This is a genomic window from [Muricauda] lutisoli (nom. illeg.), assembly GCF_017313105.1.
Taxonomy (GTDB): Bacteria; Bacteroidota; Bacteroidia; order Flavobacteriales; family Flavobacteriaceae; genus Flagellimonas; species Flagellimonas lutisoli.
The window spans coordinates 160,078-178,539 of the sequence record NZ_JAFLND010000001.1 but is presented as its reverse complement, the minus strand read 5'-3'; the positions used below and the strand labels follow the sequence as shown (position 1 = coordinate 178,539).

The window sequence follows — 18,462 nt, the reverse complement described above, 5'->3', positions numbered from 1 at the left end:
GTTTGTAGATTTTAATTTCCTTCTGTTGGCAACCATACCTTCATTTTGCCAATTCCACGATTGGACCATGTGTAATATGGGATTGCGTTTAATATTTCGTTTGATATCGTGTTGACACCCCCCAATAATTCGGGCTGCATTACTACTTTGAATTCTTCGTTTGCCGTTAATTGGATATGGTCAAAAGAGTTTTTGTTATCGATTTCCTCCACTGCATACACTATGGGGCCATACTCCAACGACATTTCCCCCTTGTCTTCCTCAACCAAAGGATTTGCAATCACTTTCCTTACTTCCATTGGGAAATCCAAGGTTACAACGTCACCGCTTTCCCAGGTTCTTGTAATAGTAAAGTATCCATCTTCTTCAGCAGCTTCAACCTTTTCACCATTTACACTAACCACATTATTTTCTTCCATTTGGGAGGCATAGTGATATAGATTACCTGGCAGTACTTCATTTCTGGCCCATCCTGGAATTCTAAGTTTAATAGTGAACTCACCAGCCTCTTCTGGTTTTACAGTAAGTTTCACTTTCCCATCCCATGGGTAAGATGTGTCCTGGGTCACCAATACATCTTGTTCTTCCAATTCCACCCTTGCTTCATTGCTTGCGTAAAGATTTGCATATATGGTGTTTCCTTTTTTGGAATAGATCAAACCGGGCATAGCAGGAATAAAACGGATCACATTGGTAGGGCAGCAAGAACAATCGAACCAATCTTTTCGAGTACATGCTCCCTGATTGAACTTATAAACTCCATCCGATTCCAACGCATTTGGGTAGAAAAACTTTTGACCGTCCAAAGAAAGACCGGAAATCAGTCCATTATAAAGGGTACGTTCGATTACATCAAAATACTTGACATCCCCAGTCAAATTGTGTAACCTATGGTTCCAATATACATCTCCAATAGCAGCACAGGTCTCATTATAGGCAGTAAGGTTGGGCAATTCATAGTTCTCTCCAAAGGCTTCTCCTTCGTGCAATGCGCCTATACCACCGGTTACGTACATTTTCTTGTTCACCATGTTGTCCCACAAAGCATTAACAGCCTTTAAATAAGCCGTATCCTTTTCAATGGCGGCAATATCCGTCATTGCAGCGTACATATAAACAGCACGTACAGCGTGACCCACTACTTCATCCTGATCTACTACTGGAACATGATCTTGCGAATACGGGCCGAAGAGTTCATGGTTTTCAGGATTCCCCCTGTTGTCCAAAAAGTATCTAGAGAGTTTTAGATACTCTTCTTTTCTGGTAATCTGATACAATTTGATCAACCCTGTTTCAATGATTTGGTGACCTGGTACAGCAGCAATTTTACCTTCGCCATCGCCAAAAGTCTCTACCATTAAGTCGGCATTTTTAATGGCGATATCCAGGAAGTTTCTTTTACCTGTAGCTTTGTAATGAACTACGGCAGCCTCGAACAAGTGACCTGCATTGTACAATTCGTGACTCATAAAAAGGGACTCCCATCGCTCTCCGTTTTTCACTTCTACCCACTCTGCAGGTGGGTTGGCAGGGTCGATTGTTCTCCAAGTGGTCAAATAACCGTCTTTTTCCTGTCCCACTTTGATAATGGACACCAAAGAATCCATTAACTTTTCCAGCTGCGGATTTGGTGAACTGATCAAGGAATTGGAAGCACCTTCAATAATTTTATAAACGTCGGTATCATCAAAAGGCATTTCCCCTCTAACGGTACCTTGCATTTCACCACCAGCTATCAAAAAGTTGTCGAACCTTCCTTCTTCCTCACATTTTTCGATAGCATACTCAATAGTCTTGTTCTGCACCCTTTCAATTATGGGAAGCCAAAACTCATCCTTGAGCTTTACGTTTCTGATATCTACAGCTTCAATAGGATAGCCCGTGGAACTCACGGCCATTTCCGGTCCTTTGTCTTCAACTACATCCTGCTTGGCCTCTTGCCTACAGCTAATGAATAGTCCAATGGTAGTAGCGGTTAATAGTATGTGCTTGATTGCTCTCATTGTCCTTGATCATTAAAATTTACCTTTATTATGTGTCCAGTTTGTTTAAAATTGAATTGGTCCATGCATACCTCCCGGTGATAGCCGGCAGCATCTCCCATATTGATGCCGTTTGGCACCGAAAATCGGTGATATACGATATGCCATTCATCGGTATTCGGAACATTGATCACCGAATTATGTCCTGTTCCATAAAACCCTTTTTCCGGGGCTTTCTCCAATACAATGTTATCTTCAGGAATCGTTAGTGGTCCTATTGGGCTATCCGACATGGCATACCTGACCTTATAATCGGGGCTACGGGTATCGTCCTCGCTCCACAAGAAATAATAGATGCCATTTCTGTAAAAAACCTCTGTTCCCTCCCTATAAGTAGCATCCGGGGTCAATACTTTAATGGTTTCCTTTTTTATGGAGACCATATCGTTGTTAAGTTCTGCCACCGCCATATAGCCATTGCCCCAATAGAGATATGATTTTCCTGTTTTGGGATCGGTGAACACATCCGGATCTATTTCTTGTCCGCCTTTAACCCCCTTGGGTTTAAAATCGATTAATGCCTTGCCGGAATCTAAAAATGGACCATTCGGATTGTCCGAAACTGCAACACCAATTTTTTGGGCCGCGGTGAAGTAATAATAATATTTTGTTTCGCCATTGGTGACTTTTTCAATGGCGGAGGGTGCCCATGCATTCCTGTCTGCCCAGGCCACATCCTTTTTTAAATCCAAGATTGTTCCTTCATCTTTCCAATCCATAAGGTTTTCCGAAGAAAATGTCTTGAAATAATCCCCGCTCCAACCTGTAAAACCATCGGATGTTGGATACAGATAAAATTTATTGGTTTTATTGGAATACAAAATTTCAGGGTCGGCATAATAGCCTTCCAAGATTGGATTGCCCTTTAATTCCGGATATGCTGAAGGTTTGCCCCATTTACCAAACAGCCGCTTTAACTCCGTTCTTGTAACGGGCAAAACGGTACCGTGCCGCGGATGAAAATCCATGGATATTTTATCATCTATGATCTCAAAACTATTCAAATCGGTGCTACTGGTAAATTGGTAGCTCCCTTTCATGTACACATCGTACATCAAAATGTAAGTATCTGTATTGTTCAGCTTAAAAATGGAAGAGCCTTCCACTGCTTCGGTAGTCTGTTGTTTGTAATCATCATCCTCTACCCAATTCCCTGAAGTCAAATCCCGAGTTGTCGCGTGCTTTATGCCATTTCCGTGTCCTTCGGTCTTATAGAACAAATGATAGATGCCATCCTTCTCTACAATATCGCCATCAATACAGGATTTCCCATTTTTGGGAAAGAACAATTGCTTTGGTTCACTCTCCAAATTCGTAAAATCCCCATTGGCGTAGGCATAGTATATTATATCTGGCTCATTCCCATGTTTCATGGAGAAATACACCATGTACTTTCCTGCCCTTTTATCGTAAACGGTTTGAGGTGCCCAAACACGTTTCAAATCTTCATGTCCATCGAACCTTTCCTGAATGTTCACTACACTGGATTCCCAATTGACCAGGTCGTTTGATTTCAACAATACCATGGCCCTATTGGAGTCCCATCCTTTATGGGATGTCATGTCCGTAACAACCATGTAGAACATTTTTCCGTCCTCGCCCCTTAGTATATGTGGATCCCGTACTCCTCCTGTAGAACTGATTTTTTTTGAATCCAATACGGGTTCGTTCCCATTGAGGGCATAGTAATTAAACCCATCCGGACTCACTGCAAAATGAATCGATTCGTTTTCTACGTTATTACCTGTAAAATAGGTAAACAAGTATCCGCTCAAGTCTTTCTCCAAAACACCTGGACCCTGTGCGAACATGTGCACAGCCCCAAAGAAAATACCGAATATGACCAGTACTGTCTTCTTCATAGTTCATCCGTTTTTTGGAGTACCAAAGTCGAAATGGACCTTTTAGGCAATTCTATTTGTTCGGGCATTGCCCCTTCATCCTGTTTATCCAAATTGATATTTTCATCAGCATTTGTTAAGTAATGCTTGTAATACTTATAGTTTTTCCATTGCTTCCCTTCCAATGCCACTTTAGCTTCCTCTTCGGAATAGTTGACCAGAATCATGGTCAAAGCATCGTTAGTTGGGTCCAAATACGCAGAAACCATTAAATTTTGGGCCTCCTCTTCGGGCTGTGATCCACTTGAAACATGGACGCGTTTCATTCCGGGTTTTACGAAATAGCTGTAATGTCCCATGGCCCATAATGTTTTTACAGGGTAAAACTCACCATCCGTATGTTCTTCGTTAGGGTCGAGGGCTATGAAATAATATCTGGTATCAAAATCAGGGCTACCAGGTTCTAAACTGTTCCAAAATTGCCATGCACTGGCATTTGCCACTGTCAAATCAAAATGAATGACCTTGGCCAAAAACAATGCACAATCCATTGCAGTACGCTTTCCTTCTTCGCCCTCTCGAAATCCATTGGCCAACATGGAATATTCGGATTGCCAAAAATCAATTTCATGTGACTTTATCACATTTTGAACCTTTTGTCGAATATTGATCATGGTAGTATCCGGAGTATCGGTAAAGTAACTATGGCCAGCGACTACTGGAGCTACGTGGCTCAAATGCCCAACATATAACGAACTCTTCGGTGAATACAATGAGGACACTTGCTCAGCTGCGGTTCCGTATCCATCATATAGAAAGTTGAGTTGGGCCGACTCGGACAATAAAATCTTGGTGTCCAAATCGCGATCAGCCAAATTTGCATTAAGCAATTTGGCAAGTCTTGAAATGTCTTTGTTGCTCCAAGGAGACCCTTCCTGTTTGGCCTTACCTACTTCGCCAAACCAATCCCATTGAGGTTCGTTTACAGGACTCACATAATCAAAATGAATTCCTTCCCCTTCAAAATGATCAATAACAGTTGCCAAAAACTCGGCAAAGTCATCAAACCTATCTTCCTTTAGATTGGTCTTTTTATCTTTTTCGGTTTTAAAACCTAAACCGTTTTTAGTGAATTGAACAGGCGGCGAATTGGAAAATGCAATCAATTTTTCGACTCCATATTCCTTTGCTTTTTGAACCAACCACATATAACCGGATTGCTTGCTCCAGTCATAAGTTCCATCCGGGTTTTGAAAGCACTCTACTCGTTTCCTAAAGTCGCTGATACCACTTTGCTCGCCTTGCTCGAAGGTTCCAGCTCCAATATTAAACCTCCAAGCAGATAGTCCTATTCCCTTAGGGTTACCGCTGGAGTCGCTCTCTTTACTAAACAGCAATTTGGCAATTTCTTCTTTCTTGGCCGTTGGCCAATACTTTCCAATGCCTTCACCAAACCAGCATGCAGCAGCGCCAAAATTATCTATGGTCTGATATGAAATATCCGTATTGATGGACAACCTGTATTCTTCTTGCGCAAAAACAAGGCTTGTCCCCAAAAACAACATCGGGATAATACTACTCCATATATTTTTTGCCAGAATACTCATACTTATTTAGCTCATCGGTTTTACCTTAGGCCAACCGTTGACCCATTTTATTTTCTTGGTCACTAATTTGGGACGGCCATTGTCGTTAGCATCATAGGCATGCGAAAAGAAATAATCTTTACCTTCAAAAGTGTAAACACTATTGTGACCTACACCGTACCAGTTTTTGTTTCCTTGAATCACCACTGTGCCTCCCCCTTTAGCCAAATCTTTACCCTCAGCATCTAGATAAGGTCCAGTAACCGATTTAGATTTTCCGACAACAACTTTATAGGTACTGTCTTCCCCTCGGCAACATAAGTCCCAAGACAGGAACAAATAGTAATAGTCGTCCTTTTTAAAGATGAAAGGAGCTTCCAGTGCTGCATCACCAGGGTCGGTATCCGCTAAATCAAAGCTTCGTTCCCTCCTAGCTATGGTGTACCATTCTTGTGGTTCCGCAATCTTCAACAATGAATCATCCAGTTTCACCATCTTCAAGCCATCCCAAAAAGACCCAAAAGCCATCCAAGGTGTATCATTTTCATCAAATACAATATTGGGATCTATGGCATTCCACATATCCCTATTGGGAACAGATTGAACTACGATTCCCTGATCTTTCCATTGATAATCTTCCGAATTGGGGTCAAGGGTTTTGTTGATTGTCAATCCAATTGCTGATGTATTCTTCGCAAAGGCCGAAACCGAGTAATAGAGATAATATTTTCCGTCTTGCTCAATAACATCCGGCGCCCAAATATGGTTTTTAAAATCGGGGACCACCGTATCGGCCCATGATGGTTTTTCAGAAAAAACAGGATCAAGTTTCTCCCAATTCTTCATATCCGACGAAACAAAATGTGATATACCCTTACCTGTACAAAATAGATGATATACACCCTTTTCTTTGATTGCCACCGGATCGTGGACAACTACATCGGATTGAGCAAATGCACCGACGGTAATACATAAAAGTAGGAGCAGTATTCGTAGAGTTTTTGATGAGATGGAAATATGCATCTGATATTGAATTTAAAGTTTATTTTCCCGTTACCACCAAAACGGAAAATGGTGGCAGTACCACTTCCAAAACCCCTTTGCGGTACTTTACTTTTTTCAGCTCTTTTGGTGTGATTTTTTCGGGTTGATCAAAGGTGTTATGGTCCTGTAAATCTTCAGAGGATAAAATGGTACCCGAAAAATCTTTGACATCCATATCACCAAGGTTGATTTCCACTGTATGTGATTTGTGAGCATCAATATTTACCATGGAAACATTGACTTCACCGGCATCGGTTTTAGATGCCGATATTGAAATCGCCGGTAGTTCCTCTCCTTCGAAATTATAGGTTGGAGAATCAAAGTTAACTGGAAGTAATTTGGCATCTTGATGCACGTTGTACATCTTCAAAACATGGTAAGTTGGCGTAAGCAACATCTTCTCGTCTTCGGTTAAAACAACGGCTTGCAATACATTGACGGTTTGTGCCAGGTTGGCCATTTTCACCCTTCTTGCGTGATTATTGAAGATATTGAGGCTCGTTCCAGCTATCATAGCGTCGCGCATGGTATTTTGCTGATAGAGAAATCCAGGATTCGTTCCTTCCATTACGTCGTACCAACCACCCCACTCATCTACAACCAACGCTATAGTGTTGTTAGGATCGTACTTATCCATTATAGCAGAATGCTTTGTAACCAAGGTGTCCATTTTAAGGGCGGTTTTCATGGTAGAAAAATACTGCTCTTCACTGTAGTCTATAGAGGACCCTTTTTCATTCCATTCCACAAAAGAATAGGAGTGCAATGCAACGCCTTCAATCAAATGCTTTGGAACATCCCTCATCAAAACCTCGGTCCAGTGATAATCATCAACATTGGCACCAGATGCGATACGGAACAAACCATCACTATTGGTCCAATCCGTCATAAATGTTGCATACTGACGATATACATCCGCATAATGCTCTGCGGTCATATTTCCACCGCATCCCCACATTTCGTTTCCTACGCCCCAATATTTCACATCCCAAGGTTCTTCCCTACCATTTTCCTTACGCCATTCGGCCATAGGGCTACCTCCTTGGTGAAGTACATACTCCACATATTCAGTAAATTCTTTAACGGTACTGCTTCCCACGTTGGCGGCCAGGTAAGGTTCAGCATTTAGGGTTTCACAGAGGTTTAGAAAGTCATGCGTACCAAAACTGTTATCTTCCGTAACACCTCCCCACCATCTGTTAACCATAGTTGGTCTTTCATCTTTGGGACCCACTCCATCTTTCCAGTGATAAGTATCCGCAAAACAACCTCCAGGCCATCTTAAGTTTGGGATCTTAAGCTCCTTCAGGGCTTCAATAATATCATTTCTTACCCCGGCCGTATTGGGAACCATACTTTCCTCTCCAACGTAGAGTCCACCATAGATACATCTTCCCAGGTGTTCGGAAAAATGTCCGTAAATATGTTTACTTATTACAGGGGCATCCGTATCTTCCGTTACAGTTACTTGAACAGGTTCTTGTGCAGAAACAGCTACCGAACACAAAAAGGCCAATAAGACCGTAGAATAGTTAAAAAATTTCATGTGCATTTGTTTAAAAAAGACCACGACCAAAATCGTGGTCTTTAAAAATTACTAAACTTAAACTAACCCAAATAAGATTGACTTTACGCTACGTAAAAATCTTATAAGTGTTTTTTTTACATTTATAAAATAACGAAAGTTTTCTCGTTAAAACAAAAAAAATATTTCCTCATATTATTTAATAGTATTCAAAAATACCTATGTTGTTGATTACCTGATATTTATACAAATCATATTTTATATTTGGCCCTCTTTTTCAGACTGGATTTTAGTGGCATTTTAGGTTACCTATTTGAAGACTTTAGTGGATTGCGCATTATTCTCTTAGTACCTCCTATTTTTTCGCGCACAGTATTGAGTCATTTCAACTTCCCTATTTATCTTAAGTCAGTGCAGAATTGGGTTAGGTTCAATTTGAGTTTCTTTAGTGTACTCAGCATATTGGCCTTAACTGTAAACCATTACCACATTCGAATAACCTATATTTATTTGCTTCATCAATCCATTATTTTTTTACCCCAAATCGCCGTACCGTTTCCATCCAGTCCGCTGAACAAAATTGTGGATTCAATCCTATTTTCCCAATCACGGCCACGTTCAACATAAAGTTTGTAATTTGTTTCCCCGTTATCTAGACTTATCGTCAGCCATGGAGCCTCATAAGTCCATGTATTTATGGCTTCTCCGTTAATCGTCCCATCTGCCATTAACTCCAAATTCACCGAAAATTGAAAATCTGCCGAGGTTTGTTCGTCTGCGTAGCCGGGAACCACTCGATATCCAAATAAAATTTGTTCGTAATTACCTACTAAATCTGGTTCTGAAATTTCAGTTTGGACCACATTAGCATATCGCTCTGGTGAAACTACCGGCCAACCATTTTCCGTCCAATGAATTTTACGAACATGAAGGACCATAAAAAAACGGTTTTCCCCAGGCCGTCCTTGATGCGCCATATAATATTGGCCGTTTCCATCTTTAAAGACACCGGGATGCGATACCCCTTGCCAACCTGAGTGGTCTTTAAATTTATAAGGTGCCAAAATCATCGGAGCATTATCCGCCTCGGTATTAATGTCAAGTCCATTTATGTCCAAAAAAGGACCCTCTGGATTCACACTCCTTCCAACCCTTACATTATATTTGGTTTCTAACCAATCATAGGCAATAAACATATAGTACATGCCTTGGTTTTCATTGTAAATTACCTCGGGAGCTTCGATATTTCCGTTTACCGTTCCATTTGTAAATCCCCTTTGCGCTACCCTAACACCCTTATCTCCATTTACCACGGCCAAACCTGTAGCTGGATCTAATCTTAATTTATAGATACCATCGTAGGCGGATCCGTAATAAAACCATTGTTCGCCATTTGGGGTCACGACAACGGAGGGGTCAATTGCGTTGGTCTGAACGGTACCGTCGGCAGCAGAAGTAACAACCAAATCTTTTTCAATCCATGGACCTTCCGGTGAACTTGAAGTTGCCAAGCCAATAGCACTCAGTCTTCCGACATCTGAAGAGAGCGAATAGTACAAACGGAATTCATTACCAACTTGCATAACAAATGGAGCCCATAAGGAATTAAAAGGTTCCGCGCCTTGACTCTGAATATAGGAACTACCTTTAGATGGCAGGCCATTGAAAGCCCACCCTAAAAACTCCCAATTGATCAAATCTTGGGATTTTCTAATTTGGATTCCCGGACGAACCTCAGAACCAAATGAAACATCGGTATTGTAGCAATAATAGGTTTCCCCCACTTTTATCACTGATGGATCATGCACATTATAAGGTCCCCACTGCGAGGCATTTTCCTCACCAGCGATACCAAAATAGGTATCCGTAATATTATCCACAGTGTATACAGGGGCCGGATTGGGCTCTGGTTCAGGATTCGGTTCGGAGTCAGGGTTAGGCTCACTTACTACGGGCGGTGTATCTTCAAGATTTTCTTTTGAACAAGAAACCGTTACCACTAAAAAAGACACTATGGTTATGAAGAGGATTTTATATCCAAGCATTTTTATTCGAAAAAGAACTTGTGTTTTTAACATTATCAACTGTTTTGTAGAATTATAAAAAATACACGGTGCCAGTGATCTTAGTTTTTATTTGGAATTTCCGTGCGGACCAGCTTTTTGGTCACATCAAAAAATTGGATGGAATCGACTACACTTGAAACAATAATACTATTGGAAGTCTGGGAGAGGTAGCCAGTGCCCATCAAATTTTCTTCTTTTCTTTTCTTCCCATTGTTAAAAAAAACTTTGGCAGTGCTTTCACCATTTTGAAAGTCAATTTTTTTCTGTTTTTCAGATTCCGCAATAATAAAATTATCCATTGAACCATTATTTTTTCCAACAAGTACCAGAGACTGTCCATTAGAAATATCCAAACGGACCATACTTTTTGAGTCCCCAAACGCTTTAAAACCAGATATAGCAGGGTCAATCCCTTCAAAAGATGTTCCTCCTTTGTTCAATAATACAGTGCCAATAGAGGCGTCGTATCTCCCATAGACTACTTCTGTGTCAAATGAATTTCCTACAAGAACAAGGTCTAATAGACCGTCAAAATTTAAGTCCTCCGCCAATATTCCATAGACTGGTGCAAACTGGGTTTCAAGGGACAATGGGTAAACTGAAAAACCATTTTTGCCATTATTTTGAATTATTGATGAGCTCATCACCTTACTCTCCAGAGTTGCATATTGTTTAGAACCCAAAATTTCCAAAATATCTTTCGTGGTCGATTTCGCATAAGTTCTATAATGTAATATCTGTTTTTTTAAATGTGGCAACTGTGCAGTCAATTCATCCAAGGAAGTCATAGGGTGGTAGCCCCCCTCTTCATAAACCGAAAAAATGGGGTCAATGAATCCATTCTCATCAAAATCCGCATAGTCCAATCTTAAAGGATGCTCAGCGGTCCCTTTAAGTGGTGAGTTGAGCCCGATATTACCCACTACAAAGTCAATATCTCCATCATTATCAAAATCTTCTGCAACAATGCTGTTCCATAGACCATTGGTTTCGGCAAGTGAGGTTTGATCGGTTATGTTTTTTAATTTTATTCCATTTCCCTTAAAAACGGTAATAGGCATAAATTCACCGACCAATACCAAATCCAGGTGGGAATCGTTATTATAATCTGTCCACACCGCTGATGAAACCATTCCAATATTTTCGATTGATGGAGCAACCTCCTGAGTTACATCAACAAATTGACCATTTCTATTTTCCAACACATAACTTGCCGGCGATTCAGGATAACGTCCCGGAACTACTCTGCCTCCAACAAACAAGTCAATATCCCCATCACCATCAAAGTCGCCACCAACAACAGTAGAAGTACTTTCATGCATTGTAGGGAGAACACCTTCGGCAAAAGTGCCTACTTTATCAGGATTATTAAGGTACAGTCTATCTTGATACCCCTGATGCCCCGTATACCGTTCGGATCCGCCACTGACAACATATAAATCCTGTAGACCATCCCCGTTAGCATCAAAAAATAAAGCTCCCAAATCCTCGTACAATTCACTATCTGGAATTTCTATTTTCTCAAATCCTCCAGATTGCTGCTGAACAAAAATAGTTGAAGCAAAACCATATGACCCTCCTACGAATATATCCTGCAAGTCATCAGCATTAATATCGCCCACAGCAAGGCCAGGCCCTAAATTTGAAAATCCATGGTTTAAGAGTGACTGTACGTTGAAGTCGTTAAAAACCCTCTCCTCGTGTTTAAAATCAACTAAGGAATCAATCTGGAAAATCGGTTGCCCATTTTCATATTTTCTCTTTTCGATTGTATTTACGTCTGAATAATTCACTTTGAGACGTTGATTGGGCAATACATTTGTTTGCGTAGAGGTTTTACCGTTGGGCCAGATTATTTCGATACTATCGATTTGACTAGTTGCCCCCAAACCAAAATGAAGTTCTTTCTCTACACTACTCTGAAACCCCCGGACCGACTGAAGCACCTTCTTTTGAATATCACTTCCATGATACAGGGTAACTTCGGCACCTATGGCCTGTGGATTGAATTTATCGCCTACAAGTGAAATTTGAATATAGTTAGAATTTTCTCCCAACTCCCTTGTGTTGTTCTTATATATGAAAGCTGGCTGATCAATATTGTTCACCACAAGTTCCAAATCACCATCTAAATCCAAGTCTGTGTAGCATGCTCCATTAGAAATGGATTTTTGCTGAAGACCCCATTCATTAGCCCTTTTTTGAAATTTCAACTGCCCCTTATTAGCAAAAATATAGTTGCTAAGCGCTATGGTAGGCCTAACAACCAGACAATCAAGAACAGATTTTCGAATATCTTCGGGATCGGAAAATGTCCCAGCGCCACTTTGCCTAAACTTAACAAAATCAAGGTCAGTGATATCTTTGCCATAACCATTGGTGATGAAAATGTCATTATTTCCATCGTTGTTAAAATCAGATATGAGGGGGGCCCAGCTCCAATCTGTTCTATCGATTCCTACTAGTTGTCCAATTTCGCTAAAAGTACCATTGCCATTATTGTAATGCAGCATATTGCGCATATACTGGTGCCCATAACCGAACTTCTTAGCCATTTGGAACATATCGTAGGAATGTGAGCCGGACATAAGCTTTCTTCTTTTGCGCTGTTCGGGTAGCATATCCAAAGTGATGACATCCATTAAACCATCATTGTTGATATCGGCAACATCATTGCCCATGGAAAAATGACTTGTATGCCCAAAATATGTCAATGCTTCTTCCGAAAACGATCCATCTTTATTATTTACGTACAATAAATCCCTTGATAAATAATCATTGGAGACATATATATCCGGCCAAGTATCATTATTTGCATCAATGACCGAAACACCCAAACCAAATCCTTCAAAATTTATACCTGCTTCTCTGGATACGTTGGTGTAAACCGGATGACCAATGGACTCATTAAAATCATTTCTATAAAGTCTATCCGTGTTTCTATAGGTTCCATTGGTAACCATTGGCCTCACCATTATGGCCGAATTTTCAAACCCACCTCCAGTTAGCAAATACATGTCTAGGTCACCATCCCGATCATAATCAAAAAAAATGGATTGGATTGATTCACCCTTATCATCTAGACCATATTCTTTTGCAGATTCTACGAAGGTTGAATCTCCCTGATTTATGTAAAGTAAATTTGGGTAGCTATCCTTGTTTCCCATACCTCCCACAGAAATATAAATATCATCAAGGCCATCACCATTTATATCGATTACACTGACCCCTGTACACCAATTGTTGTTAGTGTTGATATTTGATTTAAGGGTAATGTCCTCAAACTGTAAGTTCCCCTTATTTAAATAAATTTTACTTTCTTCCATGTTGGAAGTAAATATTAAATCGGGCAGACTGTCTTTGTTGAAATGACCCACACCAACTCCTCCACCGTTGTACAAGTACTCATAGGTAAGTAGATTCACACTATCGCTTGTGGTTATTCTATTTATGAAGTCAACTCCGGTCCTGTTTGAAGGCAACAGCTGAAATAAGGTGTTCTTACCGGAAGATTTACCACAAGAAAACGTCAACACCAATAGAAATAAATAACTAAATGTTCTTATTTGCTCCATGATATTGATTTAATTTTTAATAAAAATCCCTTGGTTTTCTGCTCAAACGAACAGCAACCAAGGGATAATGCACAATTGAGGCTAATCGTTCGCTGAGTTACCCACTAAATTTGGATTACGATCCAATTCAGTTTGAGGAAATGGTTGATATTTCCTATTTGGAGCATAGCTGTTAAAATCTGGATCATTTGCTTGAAGCTCATTCAATTTTGCAGGATCATCTAACCATCCCCATCTTTTTATATCGTACCATCTTAAACCTTCTATTGCCAATTCAGTAACACGCTCGTGTGCCAACTGATCCATAAATTCATTTAGGTTATAGGCAGCAAACTCCGCTTCTCGATCAGGAAGGTTTGCCCTATCCCTAACACGCTGAACATGAGTTGCTGCCGATGGAATATTACCCGTATTCGCCAAACATTCCGCATACATGAGCAATACATCCGCAAAACGTATAACATGGTAGTTAATACCACAAACAAAAGGATCTCCTCCAGTATTTGCTAAAGTATATTTAGCAATATAATTTTCATTTTGATCTAAGAAATATGGTTGACCATAAGATTGTGTCAATCCTTCATCTGGAAGATAGGACAGAATGGTAGCGGGGTATCTCGGATCTATTTCATCGTTTATGGTTCTTTCTTCTTTTAATTCATCAACAAGGAATTGAGTTGGGATGAAGTCGTAAAAATCCGCACCTGAATATGTTGGAGCGATTGCCGAAAATTGTCTCCAATTAACTGTTGGATCGCCGCCCCAATTGAAATCTACATTTGCGCTTTGCGTAAATTCTGCCCAAAATATTCTACCAGGATTTGCATTTTCAATTGCCGGATCCTGAGAAAATAAATCCCCATAATTGGGAGCTAGATCATATACACCAGAATTAACAACAGTTTGAAAATACGGTAAAGCTCCGGCATAATCGCCTTGATATAATTTGAGTTTGCCCATTAATGAATTGGCCGCTCCGACAGTAGCACGTGCTGCTTGACCCATATCCGGTCCAGAAACATTATCGTAGCTCACAGGAAGTTTGGTTATAGCCTCATTTAAATCTGATTCTATCTGTGCATATATCTCCGCCTGGGTAGTTTCTTGATTAGAAGGAAAAAAAGTTTCAGCTCCAGTTTGCACTTCTAAAACCAAAGGGACATTATCGTAAACATTCGTAGCATTAAAATATGCCAAAGCCCTTAAAAAATAAGCCTGGCCAAGAAGACGGTCCCTAAGCTCTGGTTGAATATCCTCTATTTGGTCAATAGCTTCTAAAGCCTGATTAGCCCTATTGATTACCGTATAATAGCCTAAATAAGCTATTTCGAGTGCTCCATCTGTAGATGGCACTGTAAAATTAGCTGTTTGAGCTAAAAATATCCAAGGACTCCTTGATCGCGCTTCATCTCCTCTTGCGTCACCCATAATTGGTGTCATTCTCTGATAATTACCATCTATAATAAGTCCATTATAAATGGCATCTACGGCAGCTTGAGCTTCCTCTTGACTTTGATAATATTCTTCAGTTGCAAGCCTGTTTGTGTTTTTAATATCCAGTTCATTATCACACGAAATAAGTGGTGTAAAAACAACTACAAGTAAAAATATCTTTGTGAAATATGTTTTCATTTTTCTTAGCTTTTAAAATTTTAATTGAACACCTAACATGGATGTCATTGGTCTTGGATATGTTCCAAAATCAAAACCAGGGTTCAAGACTCCAGCTTGAAAATCTGGATTATACCCTTTATATTTTGAAAAAACAGCTACATTTTGGAATGTAACATAAAATCTCGCCTTGGACATATGAAACTTCTCGAGAATGTTATTAGGTAATGAATAACCCAACGATATGGTGTTAATCCTAAAATAATCTCCATCTTGCAACCATCCTGGCCTATTGGAATCACGCTGATTGTTGTTTGGATCTCCGAAAACTACACGTGGCACATCGGTATTTGTATTGGAAGGTGTCCAACGATCTAAAATATCCTCATGCCAGTTGGTATATCCAGTAGTTGGCATCAAACCACGATACAGATTACTGTTGATCAAGTTTCCCCCACTTCCTTGTCCGAAAATAGTGAAATCAAAGTTTTTATAATTGGCCGTTATGTTCAAACCGTAGTAATAGGTTGGTAATCCTTGACCTAAGAAAGTACGGTCATCGTCATTAACAACACCATCCGGTGTTCCATCAGGACCACTTATGTCCGCAAATTTAATATCTCCCGGTGCCGTTCCCGGTGCTTGAAAAGGTGCATTGCTTACTTCATCAGCACTTTGAAATATGCCATCATAAACCCAACCATAATGTTCCCCTAAGGAACGACCTACAATATTTCTGCTTCCCGTACCGGTAATAAATTCTTGACCGCCAATTTCTAGTATCTCGTTATTTACTGTATAAAAGTTTGGGGCAATCTCAAATGAAAAATCATCACCAATTGGTTGTCTATAAACAGCGGATAATTCTATACCTGAATTTCTAATTGAACCTGCATTGGATAATATTTCAGAATTAAATGCACCTACCGTGTTTGACAATGGTATGGGAATATTAACTAAAACATCCTCAGATGTATTTCTATAATATTCCGCAGTAAAATCCAGTCCTCCTTTGAACAAGGTAGCATCAATGCCAATACTGCTCGTTCTTCTGGTTTCCCATTTGATATCCTCATCAATAAGCTGGGTTACAGCCCCGCCCACAACAGTCGGCCCTCCCGAGAATTGATAAGGAATACCCCTGTTTACGGTTCTTTGGTAAAGATAGTTTCCAATTTCTTGGTTACCCACTTCACCCCAACCACCTCTTAATTTAAGGCTTCTTATAAAGTCGGGTAAATCGAATTCGTTATGTATTTTCCAAGCCGCGGAGACTGATGGAAAAACTTCGTACCGAACATCAGGATTAAATCTTGAAGAACCGTCATATCTAAGGTTTCCTGTAAGGAAATATTTGTCATCAAAAGAATAGTTCACACGTCCCAAAAAGGAATATAATGCCGATTCTTGGATGTTATCGAAAACACTATATTCGGTGGCATTTTCCAAGTTTAAGATGTAAGGCGCAGTCAAACCTCCACCCACAGTCGTAATAGCTCTAAAATTATCTTTTTGATAAGTTTGTCCAACTAAGACGGATAGATTATGCTTGTCAAACTCTTTGGTATAATTGGCCGTGTTCTCAATCAAAAATCGGTCAATACTAGTATTTACAACACGTAACTGAGCCAAAGGATTCGGGAAAAAGTAACCCAAATCGTATTCGGGAACAAATAGTTGACCTTCAATATTAGTAGTATTGTATGATGCACTAGATTTTAAAACCAGCCCGTCAATTGGCTCGTAACTTAAGTACAGGTTAGCATTTAACCTGTTTACCTTTGATTGGTTATCAATCAATGTATTTATACCGGGCACATTAAGTGTTATTGATTGATGTATTACAGAATTTGCACCACCAAATCCACCTAAACGATTTGGATCCTCTACTGGAATAGTTGGTGCAGCTTGAAGCAAGTCATTGACCAACGTTGGTCTTCCGCCTGGTAAATTAATGGTAGCTGTATCAAATAAAGGATTCTCGTCCGAACGCACAAAAAAGAGATTTTCACCAACTGTGAATTTCCCGAATTTTGCTTCCGTATTAACCCTAAAAGAATAACGCTCATAATTTGGACCTTGCCCCACCAGTGTACCTTCATTGTCCAAATAATCCAAGGACATAAAATATTTAGTACTCTCAGTACCACCGGTTACATTAAAGTTATGATTTTGGATAAAACCTGTAACATAACCTTCTTCTTGCCAATCGGTATCAATATCATCGATAAAATCTGGCGAGTTGGGATCATTCCCGGTAGGTATTGGTACTGTATTTCCACCATTACTTATTAACTCTCTATTAATGGTTTGATAACCCACTCTATCCAGAACTGGAAGTTTCTGCGTTATGTTTTGTACACCAAAATATGATGAAAAACTAAAAGTCACCTTTTGAGACCTTTTACCAGATTTTGTAGTGATTATGATTACCCCATTACCAGCTCTGTTACCATAAATAGCACCGGCAGATGCATCTTTCAGCACTTGAACAGACTCAATATCATTAGGGTTAATATCTCTAATTCCATCAATGGGCACCCCATCAACTACGTATAAGGGCTCAGCGCTGGCCCCTATACCAAAAGTAGCAACACCTCTAATACGTACACTTGGCGCTGCACCTGGTTGGCCATCGGAAGTAATAGAAACCCCTGCAACACGGCCTTGCATCATTTGGGTTACATCGTTTGTAGCTTGCTTGGTCATTTCTTCTGGATCCACCAAACTTACGGCCCCCGTCAGATCTTCCTTCTTTTGGGAACCATACCCCACAACAACAACCTCGTCCAAGGTGGAAACGTCTTCAGTCATTGCAACATTGATCGTTGTCCGACTACCGACTTCGATTTCTTGAGGCCTGAATCCTACATAGCTAAACACCAATATGCTATTAGATGATGCCTCAATAGTGTAGTTACCATCAAAATCGGTAACGGTACCATTCGTAGTTCCTTTAACGATCACATTAGCACCGGGAATAGGTGTTCCCGTAGCAGAATCGGCAACCGTACCGGAAACAGTTTTCACATCTTGGGCCTGCATTTGCAGTCCAAGGAAGAGAGAGAACATAAAAAGTATCCAAGTCTTTTTTGAAAACCACAGCCTCTCTATCTGTAATTGTTTGTTTTTCAGCATTTTGTTTAGTTTAATTTGTTTTAAGTGTGCTTTG

The 18,462-nt window shown here is 40.1% G+C and carries 9 protein-coding genes; all 9 read right to left on the bottom strand.

Going from position 1 to position 18,462, the window contains the following annotated elements; genetic code table 11:
• Positions 1-11: 11 nt before the first annotated feature.
• Positions 12-2,003 carry a glycoside hydrolase family 127 protein gene (locus J0X13_RS00865; RefSeq protein WP_207069605.1) on the bottom strand — a complete coding sequence of 664 codons (1,992 nt, stop codon included), beginning with the start codon at positions 2,001-2,003 and terminating at the stop codon, positions 12-14.
• Entirely contained in the window at positions 2,000-3,853 is a 1,854-nt protein-coding gene (locus J0X13_RS00860) for a glycoside hydrolase family 43 protein (RefSeq protein ID WP_390821963.1), read from the bottom strand. The genes J0X13_RS00865 and J0X13_RS00860 overlap by 4 nt, the downstream gene beginning before the upstream one ends.
• Positions 3,854-3,900: 47 nt before the next feature.
• On the bottom strand, positions 3,901-5,490 hold the full coding sequence (locus tag J0X13_RS00855) for a glycoside hydrolase (RefSeq protein ID WP_207069603.1): 1,590 nt from the start codon (positions 5,488-5,490) through the stop codon (positions 3,901-3,903).
• A 6-nt stretch (positions 5,491-5,496) separates the two neighbouring features.
• On the bottom strand, positions 5,497-6,492 hold the full coding sequence (locus tag J0X13_RS00850) for an arabinan endo-1,5-alpha-L-arabinosidase (RefSeq protein ID WP_207069602.1): 996 nt from the start codon (positions 6,490-6,492) through the stop codon (positions 5,497-5,499).
• Positions 6,493-6,511: 19 nt separating this feature from the next.
• Positions 6,512-8,059, bottom strand: a complete 1,548-nt coding sequence (locus tag J0X13_RS00845; RefSeq protein ID WP_207069601.1) for an alpha-N-arabinofuranosidase — start codon at positions 8,057-8,059, stop codon at positions 6,512-6,514.
• A 497-nt stretch (positions 8,060-8,556) separates the two neighbouring features.
• A complete protein-coding gene (locus J0X13_RS00840; RefSeq protein ID WP_242535585.1) occupies positions 8,557-10,116 on the bottom strand; it encodes an arabinan endo-1,5-alpha-L-arabinosidase in 1,560 nt (519 codons plus the stop codon).
• Positions 10,117-10,163: 47 nt separating this feature from the next.
• Positions 10,164-13,679 (bottom strand): VCBS repeat-containing protein, encoded by a 3,516-nt coding sequence (locus tag J0X13_RS00835; RefSeq protein WP_207069600.1) that lies wholly within the window; start codon positions 13,677-13,679, stop codon positions 10,164-10,166.
• 81 nt (positions 13,680-13,760) lie between these two features.
• Complete coding sequence (locus J0X13_RS00830) at positions 13,761-15,311, bottom strand: RagB/SusD family nutrient uptake outer membrane protein (protein ID WP_207069599.1); 1,551 nt, start codon at positions 15,309-15,311, stop codon at positions 13,761-13,763.
• Between the two features lie 12 nt (positions 15,312-15,323).
• Positions 15,324-18,428: a SusC/RagA family TonB-linked outer membrane protein gene (locus J0X13_RS00825; RefSeq protein ID WP_207069598.1), complete on the bottom strand. Its 3,105-nt coding sequence runs from the start codon at positions 18,426-18,428 to the stop codon at positions 15,324-15,326.
• Positions 18,429-18,462 lie beyond the last annotated feature (34 nt).

Bases quoted from the DNA above. Each gene is read 5' to 3' on its own strand.
- J0X13_RS00840 (WP_242535585.1), bottom strand. From the start codon at position 10,116: ATGTTAAAAACACAAGTTCTTTTTCGAATAAAAATGCTTGGATATAAA.
- J0X13_RS00830 (WP_207069599.1), bottom strand. From the start codon at position 15,311: ATGAAAACATATTTCACAAAGATATTTTTACTTGTAGTTGTTTTTACA.
- J0X13_RS00865 (WP_207069605.1), bottom strand. From the start codon at position 2,003: ATGAGAGCAATCAAGCACATACTATTAACCGCTACTACCATTGGACTA.
- J0X13_RS00860 (WP_390821963.1), bottom strand. From the start codon at position 3,853: ATGTTCGCACAGGGTCCAGGTGTTTTGGAGAAAGACTTGAGCGGATAC.
- J0X13_RS00850 (WP_207069602.1), bottom strand. From the start codon at position 6,492: ATGCATATTTCCATCTCATCAAAAACTCTACGAATACTGCTCCTACTT.
- J0X13_RS00845 (WP_207069601.1), bottom strand. From the start codon at position 8,059: ATGAAATTTTTTAACTATTCTACGGTCTTATTGGCCTTTTTGTGTTCG.
- J0X13_RS00835 (WP_207069600.1), bottom strand. From the start codon at position 13,679: ATGGAGCAAATAAGAACATTTAGTTATTTATTTCTATTGGTGTTGACG.
- J0X13_RS00855 (WP_207069603.1), bottom strand. From the start codon at position 5,490: ATGAGTATTCTGGCAAAAAATATATGGAGTAGTATTATCCCGATGTTG.
- J0X13_RS00825 (WP_207069598.1), bottom strand. From the start codon at position 18,428: ATGCTGAAAAACAAACAATTACAGATAGAGAGGCTGTGGTTTTCAAAA.